Source organism: Paenibacillus aestuarii (assembly GCF_027789125.1).
GTDB lineage: Bacteria > Bacillota > Bacilli > Paenibacillales > NBRC-103111 > Paenibacillus_E > Paenibacillus_E aestuarii.
Genome location: NZ_JAQFVF010000033.1, coordinates 65,003 through 84,360, shown reverse-complemented (window position 1 = coordinate 84,360; position 19,358 = coordinate 65,003). Strand labels below are relative to the sequence as shown.

At 50.3% G+C, this 19,358-nt stretch carries 17 protein-coding genes; 8 read left to right on the top strand and 9 right to left on the bottom strand.

Translation table 11 applies throughout. From position 1 onward, the window contains the following. Positions 1-100 precede the first annotated feature (100 nt). From O9139_RS15520 to arfA, 3 genes are all read right to left on the bottom strand, one after another. Positions 101-2,128: an LTA synthase family protein gene (locus tag O9139_RS15520; protein WP_270880377.1), complete on the bottom strand. Its 2,028-nt coding sequence runs from the start codon at positions 2,126-2,128 to the stop codon at positions 101-103. Positions 2,129-2,214: 86 nt separating this feature from the next. Beyond that, positions 2,215-2,544: a c-type cytochrome gene (locus O9139_RS15515; RefSeq protein ID WP_270880376.1), complete on the bottom strand. Its 330-nt coding sequence runs from the start codon at positions 2,542-2,544 to the stop codon at positions 2,215-2,217. Positions 2,545-2,638: 94 nt separating this feature from the next. After that, positions 2,639-4,150, bottom strand: a complete 1,512-nt coding sequence (gene arfA, locus O9139_RS15510) for an arabinosylfuranosidase ArfA (RefSeq protein WP_270880375.1) — start codon at positions 4,148-4,150, stop codon at positions 2,639-2,641. A gap of 152 nt (positions 4,151-4,302) precedes the next feature. On the opposite strand from arfA, the gene O9139_RS15505 reads away from it, so the two are divergent. The 6 genes from O9139_RS15505 to O9139_RS15480 all read left to right on the top strand — a co-directional run bounded on the left by O9139_RS15505 (position 4,303) and on the right by O9139_RS15480 (position 10,761). Next, complete coding sequence (locus tag O9139_RS15505) at positions 4,303-5,223, top strand: ArsR/SmtB family transcription factor (RefSeq protein ID WP_270880374.1); 921 nt, start codon at positions 4,303-4,305, stop codon at positions 5,221-5,223. Between the two features lie 100 nt (positions 5,224-5,323). Continuing rightward, positions 5,324-6,523 carry an MFS transporter gene (locus O9139_RS15500; RefSeq protein WP_270880373.1) on the top strand — a complete coding sequence of 400 codons (1,200 nt, stop codon included), beginning with the start codon at positions 5,324-5,326 and terminating at the stop codon, positions 6,521-6,523. Positions 6,524-6,650: 127 nt separating this feature from the next. Then, on the top strand, positions 6,651-8,213 hold the full coding sequence (locus O9139_RS15495) for a spore germination protein (RefSeq protein ID WP_270880372.1): 1,563 nt from the start codon (positions 6,651-6,653) through the stop codon (positions 8,211-8,213). Between the two features lie 10 nt (positions 8,214-8,223). Further along, complete coding sequence (locus O9139_RS15490; RefSeq protein ID WP_270880371.1) at positions 8,224-9,324, top strand: GerAB/ArcD/ProY family transporter; 1,101 nt, start codon at positions 8,224-8,226, stop codon at positions 9,322-9,324. Between the two features lies 1 nt (position 9,325). Continuing rightward, a complete protein-coding gene (locus O9139_RS15485) occupies positions 9,326-10,531 on the top strand; it encodes a Ger(x)C family spore germination protein (RefSeq protein WP_270880370.1) in 1,206 nt (401 codons plus the stop codon). Further along, positions 10,531-10,761: a hypothetical protein gene (locus O9139_RS15480; protein ID WP_270880369.1), complete on the top strand. Its 231-nt coding sequence runs from the start codon at positions 10,531-10,533 to the stop codon at positions 10,759-10,761. The genes O9139_RS15485 and O9139_RS15480 overlap by 1 nt, the downstream gene beginning before the upstream one ends. Positions 10,762-10,815: 54 nt before the next feature. On the opposite strand, the gene O9139_RS15475 is transcribed toward O9139_RS15480, so the two are convergent. The 6 genes from O9139_RS15475 to coxB all read right to left on the bottom strand — a co-directional run bounded on the left by O9139_RS15475 (position 10,816) and on the right by coxB (position 16,086). After that, positions 10,816-11,271: a DUF420 domain-containing protein gene (locus O9139_RS15475; RefSeq protein WP_270880368.1), complete on the bottom strand. Its 456-nt coding sequence runs from the start codon at positions 11,269-11,271 to the stop codon at positions 10,816-10,818. A gap of 17 nt (positions 11,272-11,288) precedes the next feature. Continuing rightward, the gene (locus tag O9139_RS15470) at positions 11,289-12,146 is read right to left on the bottom strand and encodes a cytochrome c oxidase assembly protein (RefSeq protein ID WP_270880367.1); all 858 of its coding nucleotides are present in this window, start codon (positions 12,144-12,146) and stop codon (positions 11,289-11,291) included. 93 nt (positions 12,147-12,239) lie between these two features. Continuing rightward, positions 12,240-12,557, bottom strand: coding sequence for a cytochrome C oxidase subunit IV family protein (locus tag O9139_RS15465; RefSeq protein WP_270880366.1), 318 nt, complete (start codon positions 12,555-12,557; stop codon positions 12,240-12,242). A gap of 1 nt (position 12,558) precedes the next feature. After that, entirely contained in the window at positions 12,559-13,173 is a 615-nt protein-coding gene (locus tag O9139_RS15460; RefSeq protein ID WP_270880365.1) for a cytochrome (ubi)quinol oxidase subunit III, read from the bottom strand. Beyond that, positions 13,170-14,999, bottom strand: a complete 1,830-nt coding sequence (ctaD, locus tag O9139_RS15455; protein WP_270880592.1) for a cytochrome c oxidase subunit I — start codon at positions 14,997-14,999, stop codon at positions 13,170-13,172. Before ctaD ends, O9139_RS15460 begins: the two co-directional genes overlap by 4 nt. Before the next feature lie 70 nt (positions 15,000-15,069). Beyond that, positions 15,070-16,086 (bottom strand): cytochrome c oxidase subunit II, encoded by a 1,017-nt coding sequence (coxB, locus tag O9139_RS15450; RefSeq protein ID WP_270880364.1) that lies wholly within the window; start codon positions 16,084-16,086, stop codon positions 15,070-15,072. 293 nt (positions 16,087-16,379) lie between these two features. On the opposite strand from coxB, the gene O9139_RS15445 reads away from it, so the two are divergent. After that, complete coding sequence (locus tag O9139_RS15445) at positions 16,380-17,066, top strand: YhcN/YlaJ family sporulation lipoprotein (RefSeq protein WP_270880363.1); 687 nt, start codon at positions 16,380-16,382, stop codon at positions 17,064-17,066. Between the two features lie 205 nt (positions 17,067-17,271). Next, positions 17,272-19,281 (top strand): DEAD/DEAH box helicase, encoded by a 2,010-nt coding sequence (locus tag O9139_RS15440; protein ID WP_333742663.1) that lies wholly within the window; start codon positions 17,272-17,274, stop codon positions 19,279-19,281. Positions 19,282-19,358: the final 77 nt, after the last annotated feature.

Genomic DNA, 19,358 nt, shown 5'->3' with positions numbered 1-19,358 from the left:
AGAAATATATATTACCAAAGTACGCATGATGCTGGCAATCATTTTTTTTCATGCACAAAAAGGGGCTAACGGAACTGGCCATTCCGTTAACCCCTGTGATTTACTGCGCACTAACCGGCTTCGCTTCCGGCGTGCTTTCACTCTCTCCCGCGCGCTTCGCTTCGGTGCCGTCACCGCCGAACTCGGCGTTGTAGCTGGCTTGCGCGGTCTTCGTCAAGTAGTCATGGTCGAGATACTCCGCCATGTACTGCTTGCCGAAGAGCATGTCATACTGCACGTTGCGGTAATCGTCAACGAGCGCTTTGGACGCATCGGGCACCTTTGCATGCAGCTCCTGGTTGCTGTCGACAACCAGATTGCTGAGCAGGCCCGGCACTTGATTAGCCAATTGCGCATCCAGCGCAAAATTGGCCGGCTTCTCCATGTGCAGCATATCAAGGACATGCGCACCCAAGAAAGAGTCGCTGAGCAGCGGGATCTGCTGCTTCGGCATATCGAAGTTCGACCAAGTGACGAGCGGAATGCTGTGCATTTTTTTCACTTCATCCAGTGTCCACTCGTTCGGATTGCTCGATTGAATAAACCCTGCTTCCTTATACACTTGATAATCAAGTCCAAGCATAGGCAGGTGATCCCCATAAAAGACGATCATCGTCGGCTCATCGGAGTTCTGATAGTGATCAATCAGCATTTTCAAGCTTTGATCGGCATCATGAGCGCCTTGCGTGTACGTCTCCAAAATCGATTTGGCCTGCGCGCTCAGCGGGCCTGTCGCTTCAAAATTATTTTTGCCATAACGAGGGTCGTCATAAGGACCGTGGTTTTGCATCGTAACCGTATAAATAAACATCGGATTATCCGTGTTATCGACTTCTTTGATAATATTTCTGGAAACCTCGGCATCGGAGATAAAGTACCCTTTTACCTCCGGGTTTTCGAAGTACTCACTGCTTTTAAAGCTTTCAAACCCTAACTGTTTGTAAACGGTGTTGCGATCCCAGAACCAGCCCTCGTAGGAGTGAATGCCCATGCTCTTGTAACCTTGATCGGCAAAGTAGCTAGCCAAGCTTGGAACTGGCTTGTTCACGTACTGCTGGTAAGGAATGGAACCGCCAGGCAAGAAGCTCATGGAATCGCCTGTCAACACCTCGAACTCAACATTGCTCGTACCGCCCCCAAATTGCGGGGACAGCAAGTAACCTGACGTTGACTCTTTCTGCAATTGGTGAATCGTTGGCAGGGGATCTTCGCTGAATTTCACATTCGTCAGCAGGGTCGGGTCCCAGAAAGCTTCACTCATAATGAAAATCACGTTCGGCTTTTTGCCGTTGATGAGTCCATTGCTGGCTAATTTCGCTTCCTGCTGATTGGACTGCTGAAGGTTGGCAGCAACCGTTGCAATCGCATGATCGCTATAAGTATCAGGCTTCTGTACGATCGAATTTTTCACATTAAGTGTAAAAGCTAGTGCAAGACCGTTGTTCGTATAGTTTTGCTGTTGGTCCCATACGATCTCGTTAACCCCGGCACGGTCCAGAACCTTGCCCGCCATCGGTGTTTTTACGCTAAAAGCATAGAGCGCATAAAGCGCGAACAGTCCCATGGCGACACGCATGACAATCGGCATTTTCCAGCGGGGCAGCACCCATCTGAGCAGGAATACGACGGCAATGACCACAATGATCGAAACAATCCGAATCATCGCCGCTTTACCGGTCACGAGCGAAGCAATGTCCATACTTTCTTTATTTAGTAAAATGTCCCATGGAAAGAACGGTTCACCGATCATTTTCACTTTCATGTAACTAATTAATGCCATTAATCCTAATAATAGCGTCGAAATGGCTCCGGAGATCGCGAGAGAACCCACAATCGCTTGTATAAATAGTAATAGACAGAAGGATAGCCCTACATTAAGCAAAAACAATCTCTTATAGGACATTAGCCAATGAATCGTGTCATGTAAAGATCCGCGTTCCAGATATTCGATTCCAATAACGGATACAATCGGTAAGCAAGCTAAAAAAAACAGACTGGCAATAATCGCTCCCGGATTTGTAAGTCTCATCTTCTTCGATTTTTTTGAATTCGAAATCCGATGGCTCCGAGGCTCTAAATTCAAGTGCATGTTCATCACTCTCCTCTAAGCCCCTCATTATAAAGTGCAATTGTGAAGAAATTATGTAGCTAACCTTAAAATAAACTAAGTTCCATTTATTTCAATCCGGCTAGCCATGTGGCCAATGCTTTCAGCTCTTCATCTTTCAGGGCTACCTGGAATGGCGGCATACCACCTCCACCCTTTTGAATGCGCAAAATAATTTCTTCTTCGCTTAACCGTTCACCCACTTTTTGAATATTCGGGCCCTCTCCCCCCTGCAAATTCGCTCCATGACAACTGATGCAAAAATTTTTATAAACAGTAGCGGCATCCGCTTTAACCGCTGCGGGCTCGGCATGTTGCTCTTTGTTCCCGCAAGCGGACAAGCTTAAAGCCAGCAAAATTATACTGAGCAGCTTGTAGTTCATCTGCTTATCCTCCATAGTTATTATTTCCTCCATGATACCAAAGCATTGAAGGTAAAATAAAGAAAGGCATGGGCGGAGATGGACTCTCCTGCACCATGCCTTATGCAATTTACACCAATTTCAAGCGGATCACATTCCAAGACGCTTTAGCTAGTGCTGCTTGAACCTGTCCGCTGTCCGTGACTTCGGCATTGCCGCCGGTGTGAGGCTTCACCTGATCAGGGTCGCTCATCGTGTTCGCCGCTTTCAAATCATCGTGCTCCAGGACGATGTGTTCGATCACGCGGCAAGCGCCAAAACTGCGCAGATCGAGCTCAAGCGGCAGCGCCGCTGTCAAATGGCGGTTCACGGCGAAAACAGTCACCTCGGACAGGGCTTCGTTATGTACGGCAACCGCCTCCAGATAAGGAACATCCGTATAATCCTTGGCATCGTATTTGGGCGACTTAATCAGCGGCACAAGTACGGTGCCGCGGCCAAAAATACTGGCATGCATGTACGGATAGTAGATCGTCTGTTTCCAGGCTGCGCTGCCGTTCGCCGTCATGATCGGAGCGATCACATTCACGAGCTGCGCCATGCAGGCCATTTTCACCCGGTCAGCCCGTTTGAGCAGCGCGATCAGCATGCAGCCGACGACCAGCGCGTCCTCGTGGTTATACACGTCCTCCAACTGCGGCGGCGCCACAAGCCACGGCTCCATCTTACGGTCAGCTTCGTGCGAGTGATACCATACATTCCATTCATCGAAGGAGAGATGAATTTTCTTTTTGCCCCGCTTTTTCGCTTGAATATAGTCAGCGGTTGAAATGACCGTATGGATGAACTTATCCATGCCCATCGATTGAGCGAGGAAGTTGCCAGCATCGTTAGTCTTATTGCCATAGTACGTATGCAGCGAGATGTACTCCACATGATCATACGTATGCTCCAGCACAGTTGCTTCCCATTCCGGGAAAGTTGTCATATTTAGCCCGGAGCTGCCGCAGGCGACGAGTTCGATGGTCGGATCAACCCATTTCATGACTTTGGCGGTTTCACAGGCAATTCGCCCATATTCCGCGGCTGTTTTACTGCCGATTTGCCAAGGACCGTCCATCTCGTTGCCGAGGCACCATGTCTTAATGCCATGCGCTTCCTTATAGCCATGGGCAATCCGCAGGTCGCTCCAATAGCTTCCGGACGGATGGTTGGCATATTCCACAAGCTCACGGGCCTGATCCGGTCCGCGCGTCCCCAAATTAACCGCCATCATCGCCTGGGTATTCGCTTTGCGGCACCAATCCATAAACTCATTCAGTCCAAAAAGGTTCGGTTCCACCGTGCGCCACGCCAGCTCAAGCCGTTTCTTGCGCTCAGCGATCGGCCCGACGCCGTCTTCCCAGTTGTAACCGGAAACAAAATTCCCGCCTGGGTAGCGGACAATCGGCACATCCAACCCTTTCACCAGCTCCAAAACATCCGTGCGAAAACCTTGTTCGTCCGCCTGCGGATGATCCGGTTCATAGATGCCGCCGTACACGGCGCGACCTAAATGTTCAATGAACGAACCATAAATGCGCGGATCCACTTCACCAACCTGAAAATCCTTATCAACGATCATTTTTGCTTGCTTAGACATTGCGTTCACCTCTTTAATTGATTAATATAATTATGAAGCAGTTAATATTTTCATTTAACCTATAACCCTATTAAACAACACCATTGCCCAGCTTTCAAGCTTTTCTTTTCCGACTTTTTGAATTAATATTTTCATTAATTAGAGGCAAAGAAATGAGGAAATTTGTGATGATCCATGCTTCAACCGATCGCAAATGGCTCCCGCTTTACGAAGCGCTGGCCAGCGATGTCCGTCTTACGATTCTGGAGCTGCTGGCGAAGCATCCGATGAATGTCAAAGATCTGGCGGCGACACTCGAATTGAGCAGCGCCATTGTAACCATGCACGTGAAGAAATTAGAAAAAGGCGGGCTTATCTCCACCGAATTAGTACGCAAGCAAGGCGGCACGCACAAAATATGCTCGATCGCTGCGGAGCACATCGAGATCAAGCTCCCTGCGCAGCCTGAACAGCTCCGCTCGTTCGATGAAGTATCGATTCCTGTCGGCCACTACACCCGATTCGACGTACACCCGACTTGCGGCTTGGCGACAGCCGATCATACGATCGGGCAATATGACGATCCGCGATACTTTTTTGAACCGGAGCGCATGCATGCGCGCATCCTGTGGTTCGGGCGGGGCTTCGTCGAATACCGCATCCCGAATTATATGCTCGCCGGTCAGATTCTGGAGGAGATCGAGATCTCCTTCGAGATCGGCTCCGAGGCGCCAGGCGTGCAGGAGCATTGGCTATCTGACATTTATTTCCATGTCAATGAGACATTGCTTGGCTTCTGGACGAGTCCCGGCGATTCCGGGCAAGGACGCGGTTTGCTTACGCCAGCCTGGTGGCCGGACTCTATCAACCAATACGGCTGGCTCAAGGTGATCCGGATCACGCAGGAGGGAACGTTCCTCGACGGTCAGCGCCTATCTGGAATCACCGTCAAAGACATTCCTATGTCCCGCAATGAGTGGATACTGCGCATCGAGGTCCCCGAGCATGCGGAACATGTCGGGGGGCTGACCATCTATGGCGAAGGGTTCGGCAATTACAACCATGACATTTTATTTCGCACATACCGCAGATAGCGGTGATTTGAGGTGCAAATACGGACAGCGTTTGCGCTCATTGTGAAAGGAAATTTGTGGTATACTGTAACGATCAACCTAGAAGGAGCTTTCGCTTATCATGCCTACACCCCTGCATTGGAAACAATCGCTATGGATTCTATGGGTAGCCAATTTCGCCATCATGTGCGGTATGAATCTTGTACTGCCCTTTCTTCCCTTATATATTGAACAGCTTGGCGTGCATCAACTGCCCGATCTTGAACGCTGGACAGGCTGGATTGTCGCCGGGCAGTTTGTCACTTCCTTCTTGACCCAGCCGCTCTGGGGCGCAATTGCCGATAAACGCGGACGCAAAATCATGCTCCTCCGCGCCGGCTTCGGCATGGCCGTTGTCACGGCGCTGATGGGCATCGTCACCGCCCCTTGGCAGCTGCTGGCACTCAGGCTGCTGAACGGGTTCTTCTCCGGCTTTATCTCGATGGCCGTATCGCTGCAGGCATCGATTACGCCGACGGAGCACTCCGGTAAAGCGCTGGGGACGCTCCAAACCGGCTCGATTGCCGGCTCGCTCATCGGCCCGCTTATCGGCGGCTTGCTGGCTGAATTCCTGGGCTACAGCCACGTCTTTTTCTTCACAGGCGGGCTGATGCTCTGTGCCAGCCTCGTGGTTCTGATCTTTATCCACGAGGAGCACAAGCCTGTGGCCTCGAAGAAAGGCAAGCAGCGGGCGCAGTGGAGCCTGTTCCGGCCGCTGCTGCCGGTGTTTGCGGCTTCGCTGATTACCCAGATCGGCATGATGAGCATTGAGCCGATCGTCACCGTGTACGCGAAGACGCTTTACTCCGGCAGCCACCTCGAGCTGATGGCTGGGCTTCTCGTCGCGATCACAGGTATCGCGAACTTGTTCGGGGCCCCGACGCTGGGACGGCTCGGTGACCGGATCGGGCAGCGCCGGACGCTGATCCTGGCGCTGGTCATGGCTGCGGTGGCGTTCATCCCGCAGGCCTTCGCCACAACCATCATCATGCTGCTGGTAGGAAGATTCCTGCTCGGACTCTTCATCGGCGGCATGATTCCGTCCTTGAACGTGCTCGTGAAGAAGCTCGCACCGGTGCAAATCCAAGGGACCGCCTTCGGCTTCAACACCTCGTCCTTGTTCCTCGGCAATTTGATCGGTCCCCTGATGGGCAGCCATCTCGCCGCTGAATACGGATTCCAATCCGTCTTCTTCGTCACGATGGCCATCCTGCTCTTGAATGCGTTAGTCGTCTATCTCAGCCGTGGGCTGGATGGTCAACAACCGCATATGCAACCATAAAAAAGATAGCCGGCAAGCACTGAAACGTGTTTGCCGGCTATCTTTTTTTCGAGTAATTTCCTTGTTTCTGGAAATACTCTAGGCATACTTGCTTTTTCCAAAGGGGGCGTGTCTTATCCAAGCATTCATGAAGCGCCTGCTGCAGTCTGGCTTCCGCCATCCGTCGGCTTCAGATGAAGCCCCCGAAAGCCTCCAGGTGCAGCAAGTTTCGCTGACAGCCGTGTTGGCGGACAACTTACAACGGATGCACGCCATCTATAACAATTGTCCTGATGTTGTTTTTCGCCCTCTGTACATCGATGGTTCGGTTCAAGCGACGCTGATTTATATTGAAGGCCTTTCCAACAATGAGGCCATCGACAAGTCCGTCATTGCGCCGCTCGCGCAGATTGGGACCCTGCCTGCAGAAGGGATCCATACGGTCATTGAACAACAAGTGACCGTCCCCAAAATTAATGAGTTACATACCATTGCTGACTGTGTGGAACAGCTTTCCTCTGGATGCCCGGTGCTGCTGATGGAGAATAACGCCGTCGGTTTGTCGTTTAATTTGGCCAAGTGGGAGAAACGCGGGGTTGAAGAGCCTACGGCTGAAGCGGTCGTACGTGGTCCACGCGAAGGCTTTACAGAATCGCTAGGCGTGAATACGTCCTTATTGCGGAGAAGACTGCGCACGCCTCAATTGAAGATGTTGCAGCTGCGAGTCGGACGGTACACCCAGACGGAGTTGGTCGTCGCCTTCATTGACGAAATTGCCGAACAAGGGCTCATTGAAGAGGTGCTTAAACGGCTCAAACGCATCGATATCGACGGCGTGATGGATAGCGCATATATCGAGGAGTTGATTGAGGACGCCCCGCATTCTTTATTTCCGCAAATTATGAATACGGAAAGGCCCGATGTCGCTGCCGCCAATCTGCTCGAAGGACGTGTCGTCATCTTGGTGGACGGCACTCCGTCCGTCTTGATTGCTCCTGTGACGTTTTACTCGCTGCTTCAGTCCGCCGAAGATTACTACCAGCGCTACTCGTTCAGCACGGCCATCCGGTGGCTGCGGTATGCTGCGTTAGTCATTTCCCTGCTGCTGCCTTCGCTTTATGTGGCTACGCTTACGTATCACCAGGAAATGATCCCTACGTCGCTCTTTTTCAGCATCGCGAAATCTCGGGAAGAAATTCCTTTCCCTGTCGTCATTGAAGCGCTCATTATGGAGATCACGTTCGAAGCGCTGCGTGAAGCCGGGGTCCGACTGCCCAAGCAGATCGGCGCCGCTGTCAGCATTGTCGGGGCTCTTGTCATCGGCCAAGCTGCCGTGTCCGCAGGCATTGTGTCCGCACCTATGGTCATGGTTGTCGCCATTACTGGTATTTCTTCTTTCATGATTCCACGCTATTCCGCGGGAATCTCCATACGTCTGCTGCGCTTCCCTATCATTTTGCTGGCGGGCGTGTTAGGGTTGCTCGGCATCATGCTATCCGTTATTTTTACAGTTGTGCATTTATGCACAATCCGTTCTTTTGGCGTACCCTACATGTCACCGATGGGACCGATGAAAGGACGCGATATGAAAGACGTGCTCATACGCGCTCCGCTCTGGATGTTAAATACCCGTCCACATCTCACAGGGGACGGCAACAAATACCGACAAGCCCCTGACCAGAAGCCAGATGCAAACCGGGGGGACGATTAGAGGTGATGTCATGATCGATAAAGGGAAAATTTCCGCCATCCAGATGGCCTATATCATGTACCCGACTATTCTGGCTACAGCCATTTTGTTAGTGCCAGCTATTACGGCCAAAACGGCCGGTCGCGATCTATGGTTGTCCCCAATTTGGGCTTCCATCACCGGTTTTATTACCGTGTTTATCGCCATTCGACTGAACAAATACTACCCTGACATGTCAATTATTGAATTCAGCGAGCTGATTGTCGGTCGGTGGATTGGCAAACTGCTTGGCTTCGTCTACTTGCTATTCTTTCTCCACATTACGGCCATCATTGTCAGGGAATATGGAGAGTTCATTGTAGGCTCTTTCTTAAGAAATACACCTATAAGTGTGGTCATGGCATCGATGGTTCTGGTATGCGCCTTTAATGTTCGAGGTGGCGTGGAAGTCGTCGGGAGAACTGCACAAATGTTTGTTCCTATCGTCCTTTTTCTATTTATCTGCATTGTCGTTTTGCTGATTCCGGACTTGCATCCGAAAAATATGCTGCCGATTATGGAATTCGGACTGAAACCATCCCTCATGGGCTCCTTAGTCCCTACAGGCTGGTTCAGTGAATTTATTCTCATTTCCTTCTTGCTCCCCTGCCTGACGGACCGGAATAAGAGCATGAAGTGGGGAATGCTTGCCGTGCTTACCGTTATGCTCACGATTGTCATTACCAATATGGCCTCTTATTTCCTATTTGGCGGTTTGACATCGACCCTGGTCTATCCGGTAATGGTCGCTGCACGCTACATCAGCATAGCTGACTTTTTCGAGCATCTGGAAGCTTTCGTCATGGCGATCTGGGTTGGCGGCACATTTGTCAAAATCTCCATGTTTTATTATGCCATCGTCGCCGGCACAGCTCAGTGGCTCAAACTTTCCGATTTTCGCCCGCTTACGCTGCCAATCGGGGTCATTTTACTGATGCTCAGCATCTGGACCGCCCCTAGTCTGCAGGAGCTCGTCCATTTTCTCAGTTTGATCTCCCCCTTCTATTTTCTTTCCTTCCAGACGGTCATTCCCGCGCTGCTGCTATTCTTGCTAATGGTCAAAAGCAGAAGCCGTCAAACCCGGGGGACCTAACATGGAAAACGTACGTTTCATGTGGAAGCTAATCTGTGTTCTTATCGGACTTTCCTGCTTGCTAACCGGGTGCTGGGATCGGGTCGAAGTCAATGACTTGGCGCTCATTACCGCAGCCGGTATTGATCAGAAGAGCTCCAAAAAAATCGAGCTGTCCGTACAAGTGTTTATTCCTAGAGGTGCGGGTGGGAGTTCACAACAAGGGATGTATGGCGGCGGGAGCGGAAGTACGGGAGGTCTAACCTTTGTTCGCTCCGCAGAAGGTTTGACGATTGTTGACGCGATGACCAAATTGCAGGAAAAACTGCCGCGCCGCGTATTTTGGGGGCATACCGAGGTATTCATCATCAGCCGGACTTTAGCCGAACAAGGTATCCGCAACCACCTCGATTTCATGGTCCGTCATCCGCAAGTCCGGATCGGCGCTTACGTGTTTATCAGCGACAAAGAAGCAAAACGCGCCTTGGAGCTCATGCCGCCTTTGGAGCGCAGCTCGTCGGAGGTGCTGAGGGAGCTGGCTAAATCCAAAGCAATGCTGAAGGTTACTTTAAAAGATCTCAGCGCCAGTATGATTGGGGACACGGGAGCTTCCGCGCTGCCATGGATAACCGAACTACCTGCCGAAGAAGGCAAAAATAAAAATAACACGGTCCCTTATATTACAGGGACAGCGATCTTTAAAAAAGACAAAATGGTCGGCCATATCGATGACACCTTAACTAGAGGCGCCTTGTGGCTAAGAGACGAAGTTGAATCGGCTGTGGTCACCCATACGCCCAAAGAAGCCAATGGCTTTGTGTCGATGAAATTGATCGAAGCCCGTTCGGAACTCATCCCCCATATCGACAATGGCAAATGGAGTGTTACATTGAGAGGTGTTACTGAGGACGATATTATTCAGAACGCGACGAATCTGGATCTCATGAATCCCAAACATCTCGGTTCTCTGGAATTACAACTGAAGCAAAATATTGAAGCCCGGGTCAGGGCTTGTCTGGAGCAAGTACAAAAAAAGATGAATGCCGATGTCTTCGATTTCGCTGGCGCTTTTCACCGTAAATATCCGAAAGAATGGCAGCAGGTGAAGGATCGTTGGGATGAGGTCTTCCCAGAGGTCGAAGTCAACTTTGATCTCAAGGCTTACGTCCGTAGGCCTGGCATATCGACAGGACCGGCGGGAGTACCGGAGAACGAGGTGAAACACTAGTGAAATGGGGGTTGCTATGCGGAATCATCGCCATCGTTGCGCTCATTTTTGTCTATGAATGGCCCAAAATCAGCAGCAACATGCATAAGGAAAAAGTAGCTTTCATCGTCTTTTCCGTTATTGCCTGCCTGCTGGCGGGCCTGCTCATCTTTTTCCCGGATATCCCGGGTCCGACAATGTGGGTGGAAACCGTTTATAAACCTTTGGGCAAGCTCCTTGAGCACCCTTAACGGCAACAAAAAAGCTGAATGATTGTGAGTGATCACACGCATTCAGCTTCTCTTTTATAAACCGAAAATGGCATCCAATACCGGCTTTGTCGTCCCGCCAGGGTATAGAATGTAAAGCATGACGTAAACAACGACGCCTGTTGGAGCGGTTAACAGCCAGACGATTGCTGCCACACGGCCAATTCTTTTATGTTTCAAAAACTTTTGTTTATAGGCAAACCATAGCGTGATTAAGCCAAGAACCGCGCCAACCGTCGCTAAGGTAATATGGAAGAACAAAAATAAATGGTACGGCAGCTTCAAGCTTTCCGGTCCGCCAAACGACGTATTCCCCTCGAACAAAGTCCGAGACATGTAAATAATGAAGAAACCTAGCGCAAAGATCGCACCGAAAACCATAAGCTTTTGATGCGTTTCTCTATTTCCTTGAACGATATGATACCAACCGAAGCCCACCAATATGGCGCTAATAACGATAAATGTCGTAGAAATCGTAGGCAAAATATGCATATTCCTTATTCCTTTCTTTAAGCGCGATTCCAGTTGCCACCTTGCGGATTCATATTGTCGTGGGTGTGGATAGCGTCCAGATCTTCTTCTTCGTTGCGCTCTCTACGATACCATCTGAAGAAAATGTAAGCAAGTGTCCCGCCATAAATAACCTCTTGCAGCACTTTCATGATGACACCTCCGAGTTGTTGATCGTCGAGGGTCGACAGGTGCGCAAAGGGAATCGTTACATTCGTGTACATATCATAAATGACTGTATCTGCGAAAATAATAAGTGCACAGGCCGGTGTCAGCAGTACACCATTGCCGAAAATGTAGGCCAGTTTCTTCAATTCGCTAAGTCGATTCATTTCGGGAATTGGACAAAAGACAGGGAACCACATCACAAATGCAGAGATCAAAAGAACCGTATGATACCCTAATTGAAGCCATTCATGACGCATTAAACCATCCATAATAAACGGCATATGATAGATCGAAAAGAGCATGTTAAATAAGAACAAAGCGATGAGCGGGCGTGTTAAGAAAGAAAACAAGCCGCGAATGATGCTATTTTTAAGAAGTAAGGCCCGAACCATCCAGGCAGGCAGGCCAATCCAGATAAAAATCGGAACTGTCAAATAAAGCAGCGTCTGCTGCAGCATGTGCATGCTGAACAGATAGTGATGTCCTAAAAAATTAATCGGACTGCCTTGCCCAATATAAAATAAAGCTAATCCGAAATAAAAAGATAGTTGTTGCGTCCCCGAAACCGACTCATCTGTGGAATTTCCATTCCCTTTTGCGACTAAGCGACTATATACATACCCAACGACGATGACCACTAGCAGCAAAACAGGATTCCACAGCTCAAAAAAACCGCCAATTTGGTTCATAGCTTTGTCTATCTCCTTTGTTAAATACTTCCTATTTTAAAACTAAAAAAAGAGGAGGCACTTTGCCTAGACAAAGTTGCCTCTTCTTGCTTCTTACCACCAAACCCAATATACGGCCGTAATGACTCCAGTTAGTGCGACAAACGCGCCTCCTGCCAAGAAAATCAGAGGGAACAGATGTCCTCTTTCTTTGGCATGCATCCAGAAGAACAGTTGGATAACCGCTTGAACTAAAGCTAAAGTCACGATGAAAATGAAGATGAACGAGCGATCCAGATCACCGTAAAGCACGACGGCAAATGCCAGCATCGTCAGAACAATCGAGATAATGTAAGACAGGTAGTGATTCGTCGGTGATTCCGGTTTGTGGCGCTTGCTAGGTGTGGTTGCTTCATGAGAATTGTTGCTCATCTTAATGCCCCACCTTCCCCATCAGATATACAACTGTGAAGATAAATACCCAAACCAAGTCGATAAAGTGCCAGTACAGAGCAGCTACATAAAACTTAGGCGCTGTTACGACTGTCAAACCTTTTTTCAACCCTTGCAGAATCAACAGGGTGATCCAGCAAATACCGAATGCAACGTGGGCTCCATGGAATCCAACCAGTGTATAGAAGGAAGTCGAGAACGCACTTGTCACGAACTTGTGACCTTCATGTACATATTCGTTAAACTCATAGATCTCCATGCCCAAGAACGTCAAGCCGAACAATACGGTAATCAACAACCAGAACAGCAATTGGCCAAGCTTCTGCTTGTGCATCGCCATAATGGCGAATACGCTAGTTAAACTACTTGTCAAGAGAACAAACGTAGACCAGGCAACGGTGTTGAGCTTGAACAGCTCATCAGCCGTAGGACCGTCTGGAACGGAGTTGCGAAGTGCAATGTATGTTGCGAATAAGCAACCGAACAATACTACCTCGGCACCAAGGAATAGCCAGAAACCAAGTACTTTATTTTTCCCTTCAAGGGTTGCCGTTTCCGGATGCGCAGGCAGTACGCCTGTATGATGAGTACTCACGCTCTTCCCCCCTTGTCTTCAAGCTCTTCTGGTTCAATGTGCCAGCCGTGGTCGTCGTACACGGAACGCAAGAACATGCTGATCAGTGTAACTGCCATACCAATGCCAACCACAATGTAATGTTCATACATGAAACCGAAACCAGCGATAAACAATCCGAGCGACATTGTCAAAGGCAAGATCGAAGGAGATGGCATATGGATGGAACCGATTGGCTCCGCCGGAATCATCTCTTTATTACCTGCCATTTTTTCTTTCCAAAGAGCATCCAAACCACGAACGAGCGGAGTTTGTTTGAAGTTGTACTCAGGTGCAGGAGAAGGAATCGCCCACTCCAAGGAACGTCCATCCCATGGATCTGCAGGAGCATTCTTCGCTTTAGCCGAAGTTGCAATGATGTTGATCAAGAACACTAATGTACCAATACCCATCAAGAAGGCGCCGACAGTACTAATTAAGTTACCCATTTCAAGGTCATGCCCTGGTTGGTAAGTAAATACACGACGCGGCATCCCCATCAATCCCAAGAAGTGCTGCGGGAAGAAGGTCAGGTGGAAACCGATAAAGAAGAACCAGAAATGAATTTTACCCAAAGTTTCGTTCAGCATACGGCCGAACATTTTTGGCCACCAGTAGTACAAACCAGCGAACAAACCAAGCACCAGACCACCGACGATTACGTAGTGGAAGTGAGCTACGACGAAGTAAGTATCGTGATATTGGAAGTCCGCATCTGGAATCGCTAGCATAACCCCCGTCGTACCCCCCATAACGAATGTCGGGATGAACGCGGTTGCGAATACGTTAGCCGTTGTGAAACGGATTTGTCCGCCCCAAAGCGTGAACAACCAGTTAAAGATCTTAACCCCTGTTGGAACCGCAATCGCCATTGTTGCAATAGCGAAGATCGAGTTCGCTACAGGTCCTAAGCCTGTTGTAAACATGTGGTGAACCCAAACCATGAAGCCCAAGAAACCGATCAGTACAGTCGCGAAAACCATTGAGCTGTAACCGAACAGACGCTTTTTCGAGAATGTAGAAACAATCTCAGAGATAATACCAAACGCTGGAAGAATCAGAATGTAAACTTCAGGATGCCCGAAAATCCAGAACAAATGCTCCCATAGTACGTTGTTACCGCCTCTGGCTGCATCGAAGAATGCTCCGCCAAAGATACGGTCGAACATGAGTTCAACCAGGGCAACTGTGATTGCCGGGAATGCAAGAACAATCAGACCCGATGTAATGAAAGCCGTCCATGTAAACATCGGCAAACGCATATATGTAAGACCAGGTGCACGCATGTTGATGATCGTTACCAGGAAGTTAATACCCCCGATAAGTGTACCAATACCTGCAATCTGCAAACCAAGTACATAGAAATCTGTACCCATTATGTTATGTTGAAGTGTTGTTGCCGAACTGGCATCCGTGATGGTGGATAATGGTGCATATCCTGTCCAACCCGCATCTGGCGCGCCACCCAAGAACCAGCTTGTGTTCATAAGTACGCCGCCTAGGAAGAACAACCAGAAACCAAGTGCGTTAACGAATGGGAACGCAACGTCCCGCGCACCGATTTGCAAAGGTACAACTGCATTCATGAAAGCGAAGATGACCGGCATCGCTGCGAAGAAGATCATCGTTGTGCCGTGCATCGTTGTTAACTGGTTGAATGTATCCCCGATGAAAATGTGCTGATCGGGATACGCGAGCTGAATCCGAATTAGAATCGCTTCCAAACCTCCGACGAGGAAGAAGAAGCCGCCCGCTATTAAATACAGGATACCGATTTTCTTATGGTCGACAGTTGTGAGCCAATCCATCAGTCCGCTGTATCTTTTAGCTGTGTGAGAGTGAGCCAACGTATTTACCTCCTTTATCCCGAGAAGTTAATTATTTCAAAGTCTGTAAGTAATTAACGATTTCTTTAATTTGGGCATCATCGAGCTTGCCGCCAGCTTCTTTACCGAAAGCAGGCATTTTGTTGCCCGGTTTTTGCTCTTGCGGATTATGAATCCACAATTCCATTTTCTCAGGAGTGTGCTCCAGAATTCCCGCAAGCGTATCGCGATCTGCGAAACCTTTGAGGTTCGGCGCAACACCAGGACCGTTAGCATTCACTGCGTGACAAGTCATGCAGTTTTCTTTGAAGAGCTCTTCGCCTTTTTGTGCTGTAGCAGGCACTGAAGCAGGCGTTTTCATTTTTGTCACCCAAGCATCGAAGTCAGCTTGACTCTTGGAAACAACCGTGAAGTTCATCAAAGCGTGGGAAGCTCCGCACAGCTCCGTACATCTGCCTTGGAAAGTCGCAATTTCATCAGCTTGCAAGTACAATGTGTTCGAGATACCAGGGTTCGTGTCGATCTTACCACCGAGAGACGGTACCCAGAACGCGTGGCTGACGTCTGCCGACACAAGTTCGAAGGCGATCTTCTTATCTTTAGGAATAACAAGTTCTTGTGCAGTCGCAATCCCAAGTTCAGGATATTCAAACTGCCACCAGAATTGATGCGCTGTCACTTTCACGTGAACGGCATCCTTGTCCTTTGTGTAGTTAGTAGAGTGCTTAAAGGTGTAAGAAACAGTCGGTACCGCAAGAACCAGGAGCAGGAGAATCGGAATAACAGTCCAAATGATCTCAAGCACGTGGTTGCCTTCCACTTGCTTAGGTATGCTGTTGTCGCCTTTACGCTTACGGTAGCGGACCAACACATACAAATAAATGGCAAATACGACAATTACGACAAAAATCATGATAAAGAGACTTAATTTCATCAAGAAAAGCTGCTCTTCTGCTACTGGGCCTTTAGGCTTCAAAGCAGACAGGGTTGGGTCTCCGCAACCCGTTAGCAAGTACGTCATTACCGCAAAAAGGGGTATTAGACGCCACATCTTTTTCCATCGACTCATTGTATCAACCCCACTTTTCAAACCAATATTTTTACCACAAAGGTCATGCACATGTCAATTTACCAAAATCACACTTTAATAAATATAAATTCGTGAAAAGTTTTTGTCAATCTATGGAGAGGAGTTCACAAAATGTTCTTAAACCGCTCTCCAGCCATATATTTTCCCGCCATCGTTATTTCCATACAACAGCCTTAATATGCAAAAATGCGCATGTCCAGACAGGCGAATAAAAGCGCGGAAACATCCCATTCTATAGATATTAAAACGTAAAATTGGGAGGTCTCTTACACATGCTCAGGAAGATAGGTTTACCGATTTATGGATGGCTATTCCTGGTCTTAATCGTATCCGGCTGTGCTGAAAAAGGAAGATTGTACGGCAAAAGTCCGGACAACTACAACTACGGATCCCCGCAGCAAAATTCGACAGATGGGTTGCGGGCCTATCAAACCCAGCAGCTTTATGGCCCTGTCTCTCATAATAATAAGAAGCTGGAATATAATCAGTTTCTCTCGAATCAAGTGAATGCGATCAACGGAGTGAACACTGCGATCGTCATGACGACGGATCAGAACGCTTATGTTGCCCTCATGATAGACAGCACGGCAGTGGGCACCAAGGGATCCACCAAGGAGACCAACAACCAGGGTACAGCCAAAGGCTTTTACAATGACACCGAGCCTTTCAACGACGTTCAGCCTTCCAATGTATTGAACAGCGGAGTAAACAGCTATGAAACTGCCGCCCACCACAGCATGCTGTCGCACAGTTTTAAACAGACAATAGCGGAAAAAGTCCGCAAACTGCAGCCGAATGTCATGGATGTCTATATATCTGCTAACCGGGACTTCCTCAATAAAATGAACGCTTATGCGCAGGAGAGCTGGAAAGGCAACTCCCTCATGCCCCGTCTCACCGACTTTAACCAGACTGTCGAACGTGTCTTTGGCACGGCTCAGGTGCCGGCTGGAGATTAACGAACAACAGAAACCATTTGGAGGCTATCGTCCCCAGGTGGTTTCTTCTTATTTTCAAGCTATTTTCAAGTTAACCGTCTGCTCCTGTTTTCATTTGTCAAGCATTCCTGTAGAATGAGGTGATCGTCAAGCAAAATTTTCGTTTAAAAGAAAGACTTTTTAAACATAATTTAATATGTAGGAAAAAGGGAGCTGCTAATTAACCATGTCAAGTGGATTTGCCTCTTTAGGGGTTAGAGAAAGTCTTGTTCAAGCTTTAAAATCAGAAGGCGTCGTCGAGCCGACACCGGTTCAACGGGAAGCCATTCCAGCGCTGCTGTCCGGCGTAGATGTTATTGCCCAAGCCCAGACGGGCACAGGCAAAACGCTTGCCTTCGTACTGCCGATGCTGGAAACTATCAATGTCGAGAAACCGGAAATTCAGGGGCTAATCCTAACTCCTACCCGTGAACTCGCCATTCAAATTACGAGCGAGCTGCAAAAGCTCGCGCCTATTACGGGAGCAAAAGTTTTGGCCGCTTACGGCGGGCAAGACGTGGAAAGACAGCTTAGAAAGCTCCAAGGCAACATACATATAGTAGTAGGAACCCCCGGCAGACTGCTGGATCACCTGCGCCGGGAATCGCTTAACTTCTACAAGCTGAAGATGCTGGTTTTGGATGAAGCGGATCAAATGCTGCACATGGGCTTTTTGAATGAAGTCCAGGATATCATCGTCCAGACTTCTTCTCACCGACAAACGCTTCTGTTCTCAGCTACGATGCCGCAACAAGTTCGTAATTTGGCTAAAGCCTATATGCGTGAGGCTGCAGAGATTCAAATCGCCAGCAAGCAAATTACGTTGTCGGAGATTGAACAAGTGCTTGTGCAGACGACGGATCGCGGCAAGCAGGACGCGCTGGTGGAAGCCATCAAACAGTATAAGCCTTATTTGGCTATGATCTTTTGCCGGACCAAGCGCAGAGCTTCGGCTTTAAATGAAGCCCTGCAGGATATGGGCTTGATGTCCGATGAGCTTCATGGCGATCTATCTCAAGCCAAGCGCGAACAAGTGATGAAGAAATTTCGGGACGGTAAAATCGAGCTGCTGGTCGCTACGGACATCGCTGCGCGGGGCCTGGATGTTGAGGGTGTCACGCATGTATTCAATTATGACGTGCCGCTCGATGCCGAAAGCTATATCCATCGCATCGGCCGAACAGGCCGGGCTGGGCAGACTGGCGTAGCCGTCACCTTTGCTTCACAGCGTGATATGTACAACATTGAGTTGATCGAAAAAGGTATAAAGATGTCGCTGCGCCAGAAAGATCAGCCTCGTCGCGTACGTGCAGCGGTCGAGGAAGATTATGTAAGCGAAGGCCGCGGGTCTGCACGCAAAGGCGGCGGACGCGGCAGCGACCGAGGTGACGCCAGCAGGACGCGTGGGCAAGGCGCGCGCGGACGCGGTGCGGGCGCTGGGCGTGGTAGTGAAGAGCGTAGCTTCGGCGGCGGGCGTGAGCGCGGTGGCGCGGAGCGTAGCTTCGGCGGCGGGCGTGAGCGTGGCGGTACGGAGCGCAGCCTCGGCGGCGGGCGTGAGCGTGGTGGCCCGGAGCGCACCTTCGGCGGCGGGCGCGAGCGCGGTGGCGCAGAGCGCAGCTTCGGCGGCGGGCGTGAGCGTGGCGGTACGGAGCGCAGCCTCGGCGGCGGGCGTGAGCGTGGCGGTACGGAGCGGAGCCTCGGCGGCGGGCGTGAGCGTGGCGGTACGGAGCGGAGCGGAGCCGGCGGGCGTGAGCGTGGTGGCGCGGAGCGCACCTTCGGCGGCGGGCGTGAGCGTGGCGGTACGGAGCGCAGCCTCGGCGGCGGGCGCGAGCGTGGTGGCGCGGAGCGCACCTTCGGCGGCGGGCGCGAGCGTGGCGGTGCGGAGCGCACCTTCGGCGGCGGGCGCGAGCGTGGCGGTGCGGAGCGCACCTTCGGCGGCGGGCGCGAGCGTGGTGGCGCGGAGCGCAGCTTCGGCGGCGGGCGTGAGCGTGGTGGCGCGGAGCGCACCTTCGGCGGCGGGCGCGAGCGTGGCGGTGCGGAGCGCACCTTCGGCGGCGGGCGCGGTGCGGGCGCCGACAGAGCGCGTACCTCATCTCAGGGCCGAGGCTCGCAAGGCGGCGCCAGAAGCGGTGCGCCGCGTGGTGGCCAGGACGCAAGGCGCGGCAACACCGATGGCCGTGGCCGCGGACGGCGCTAACAGCCGTCTAACACGGCATAACGCGCGAACCTACGCTAAAAGCGTTTGCATCAGAGCTTTACCACTCGCAGCGAAAG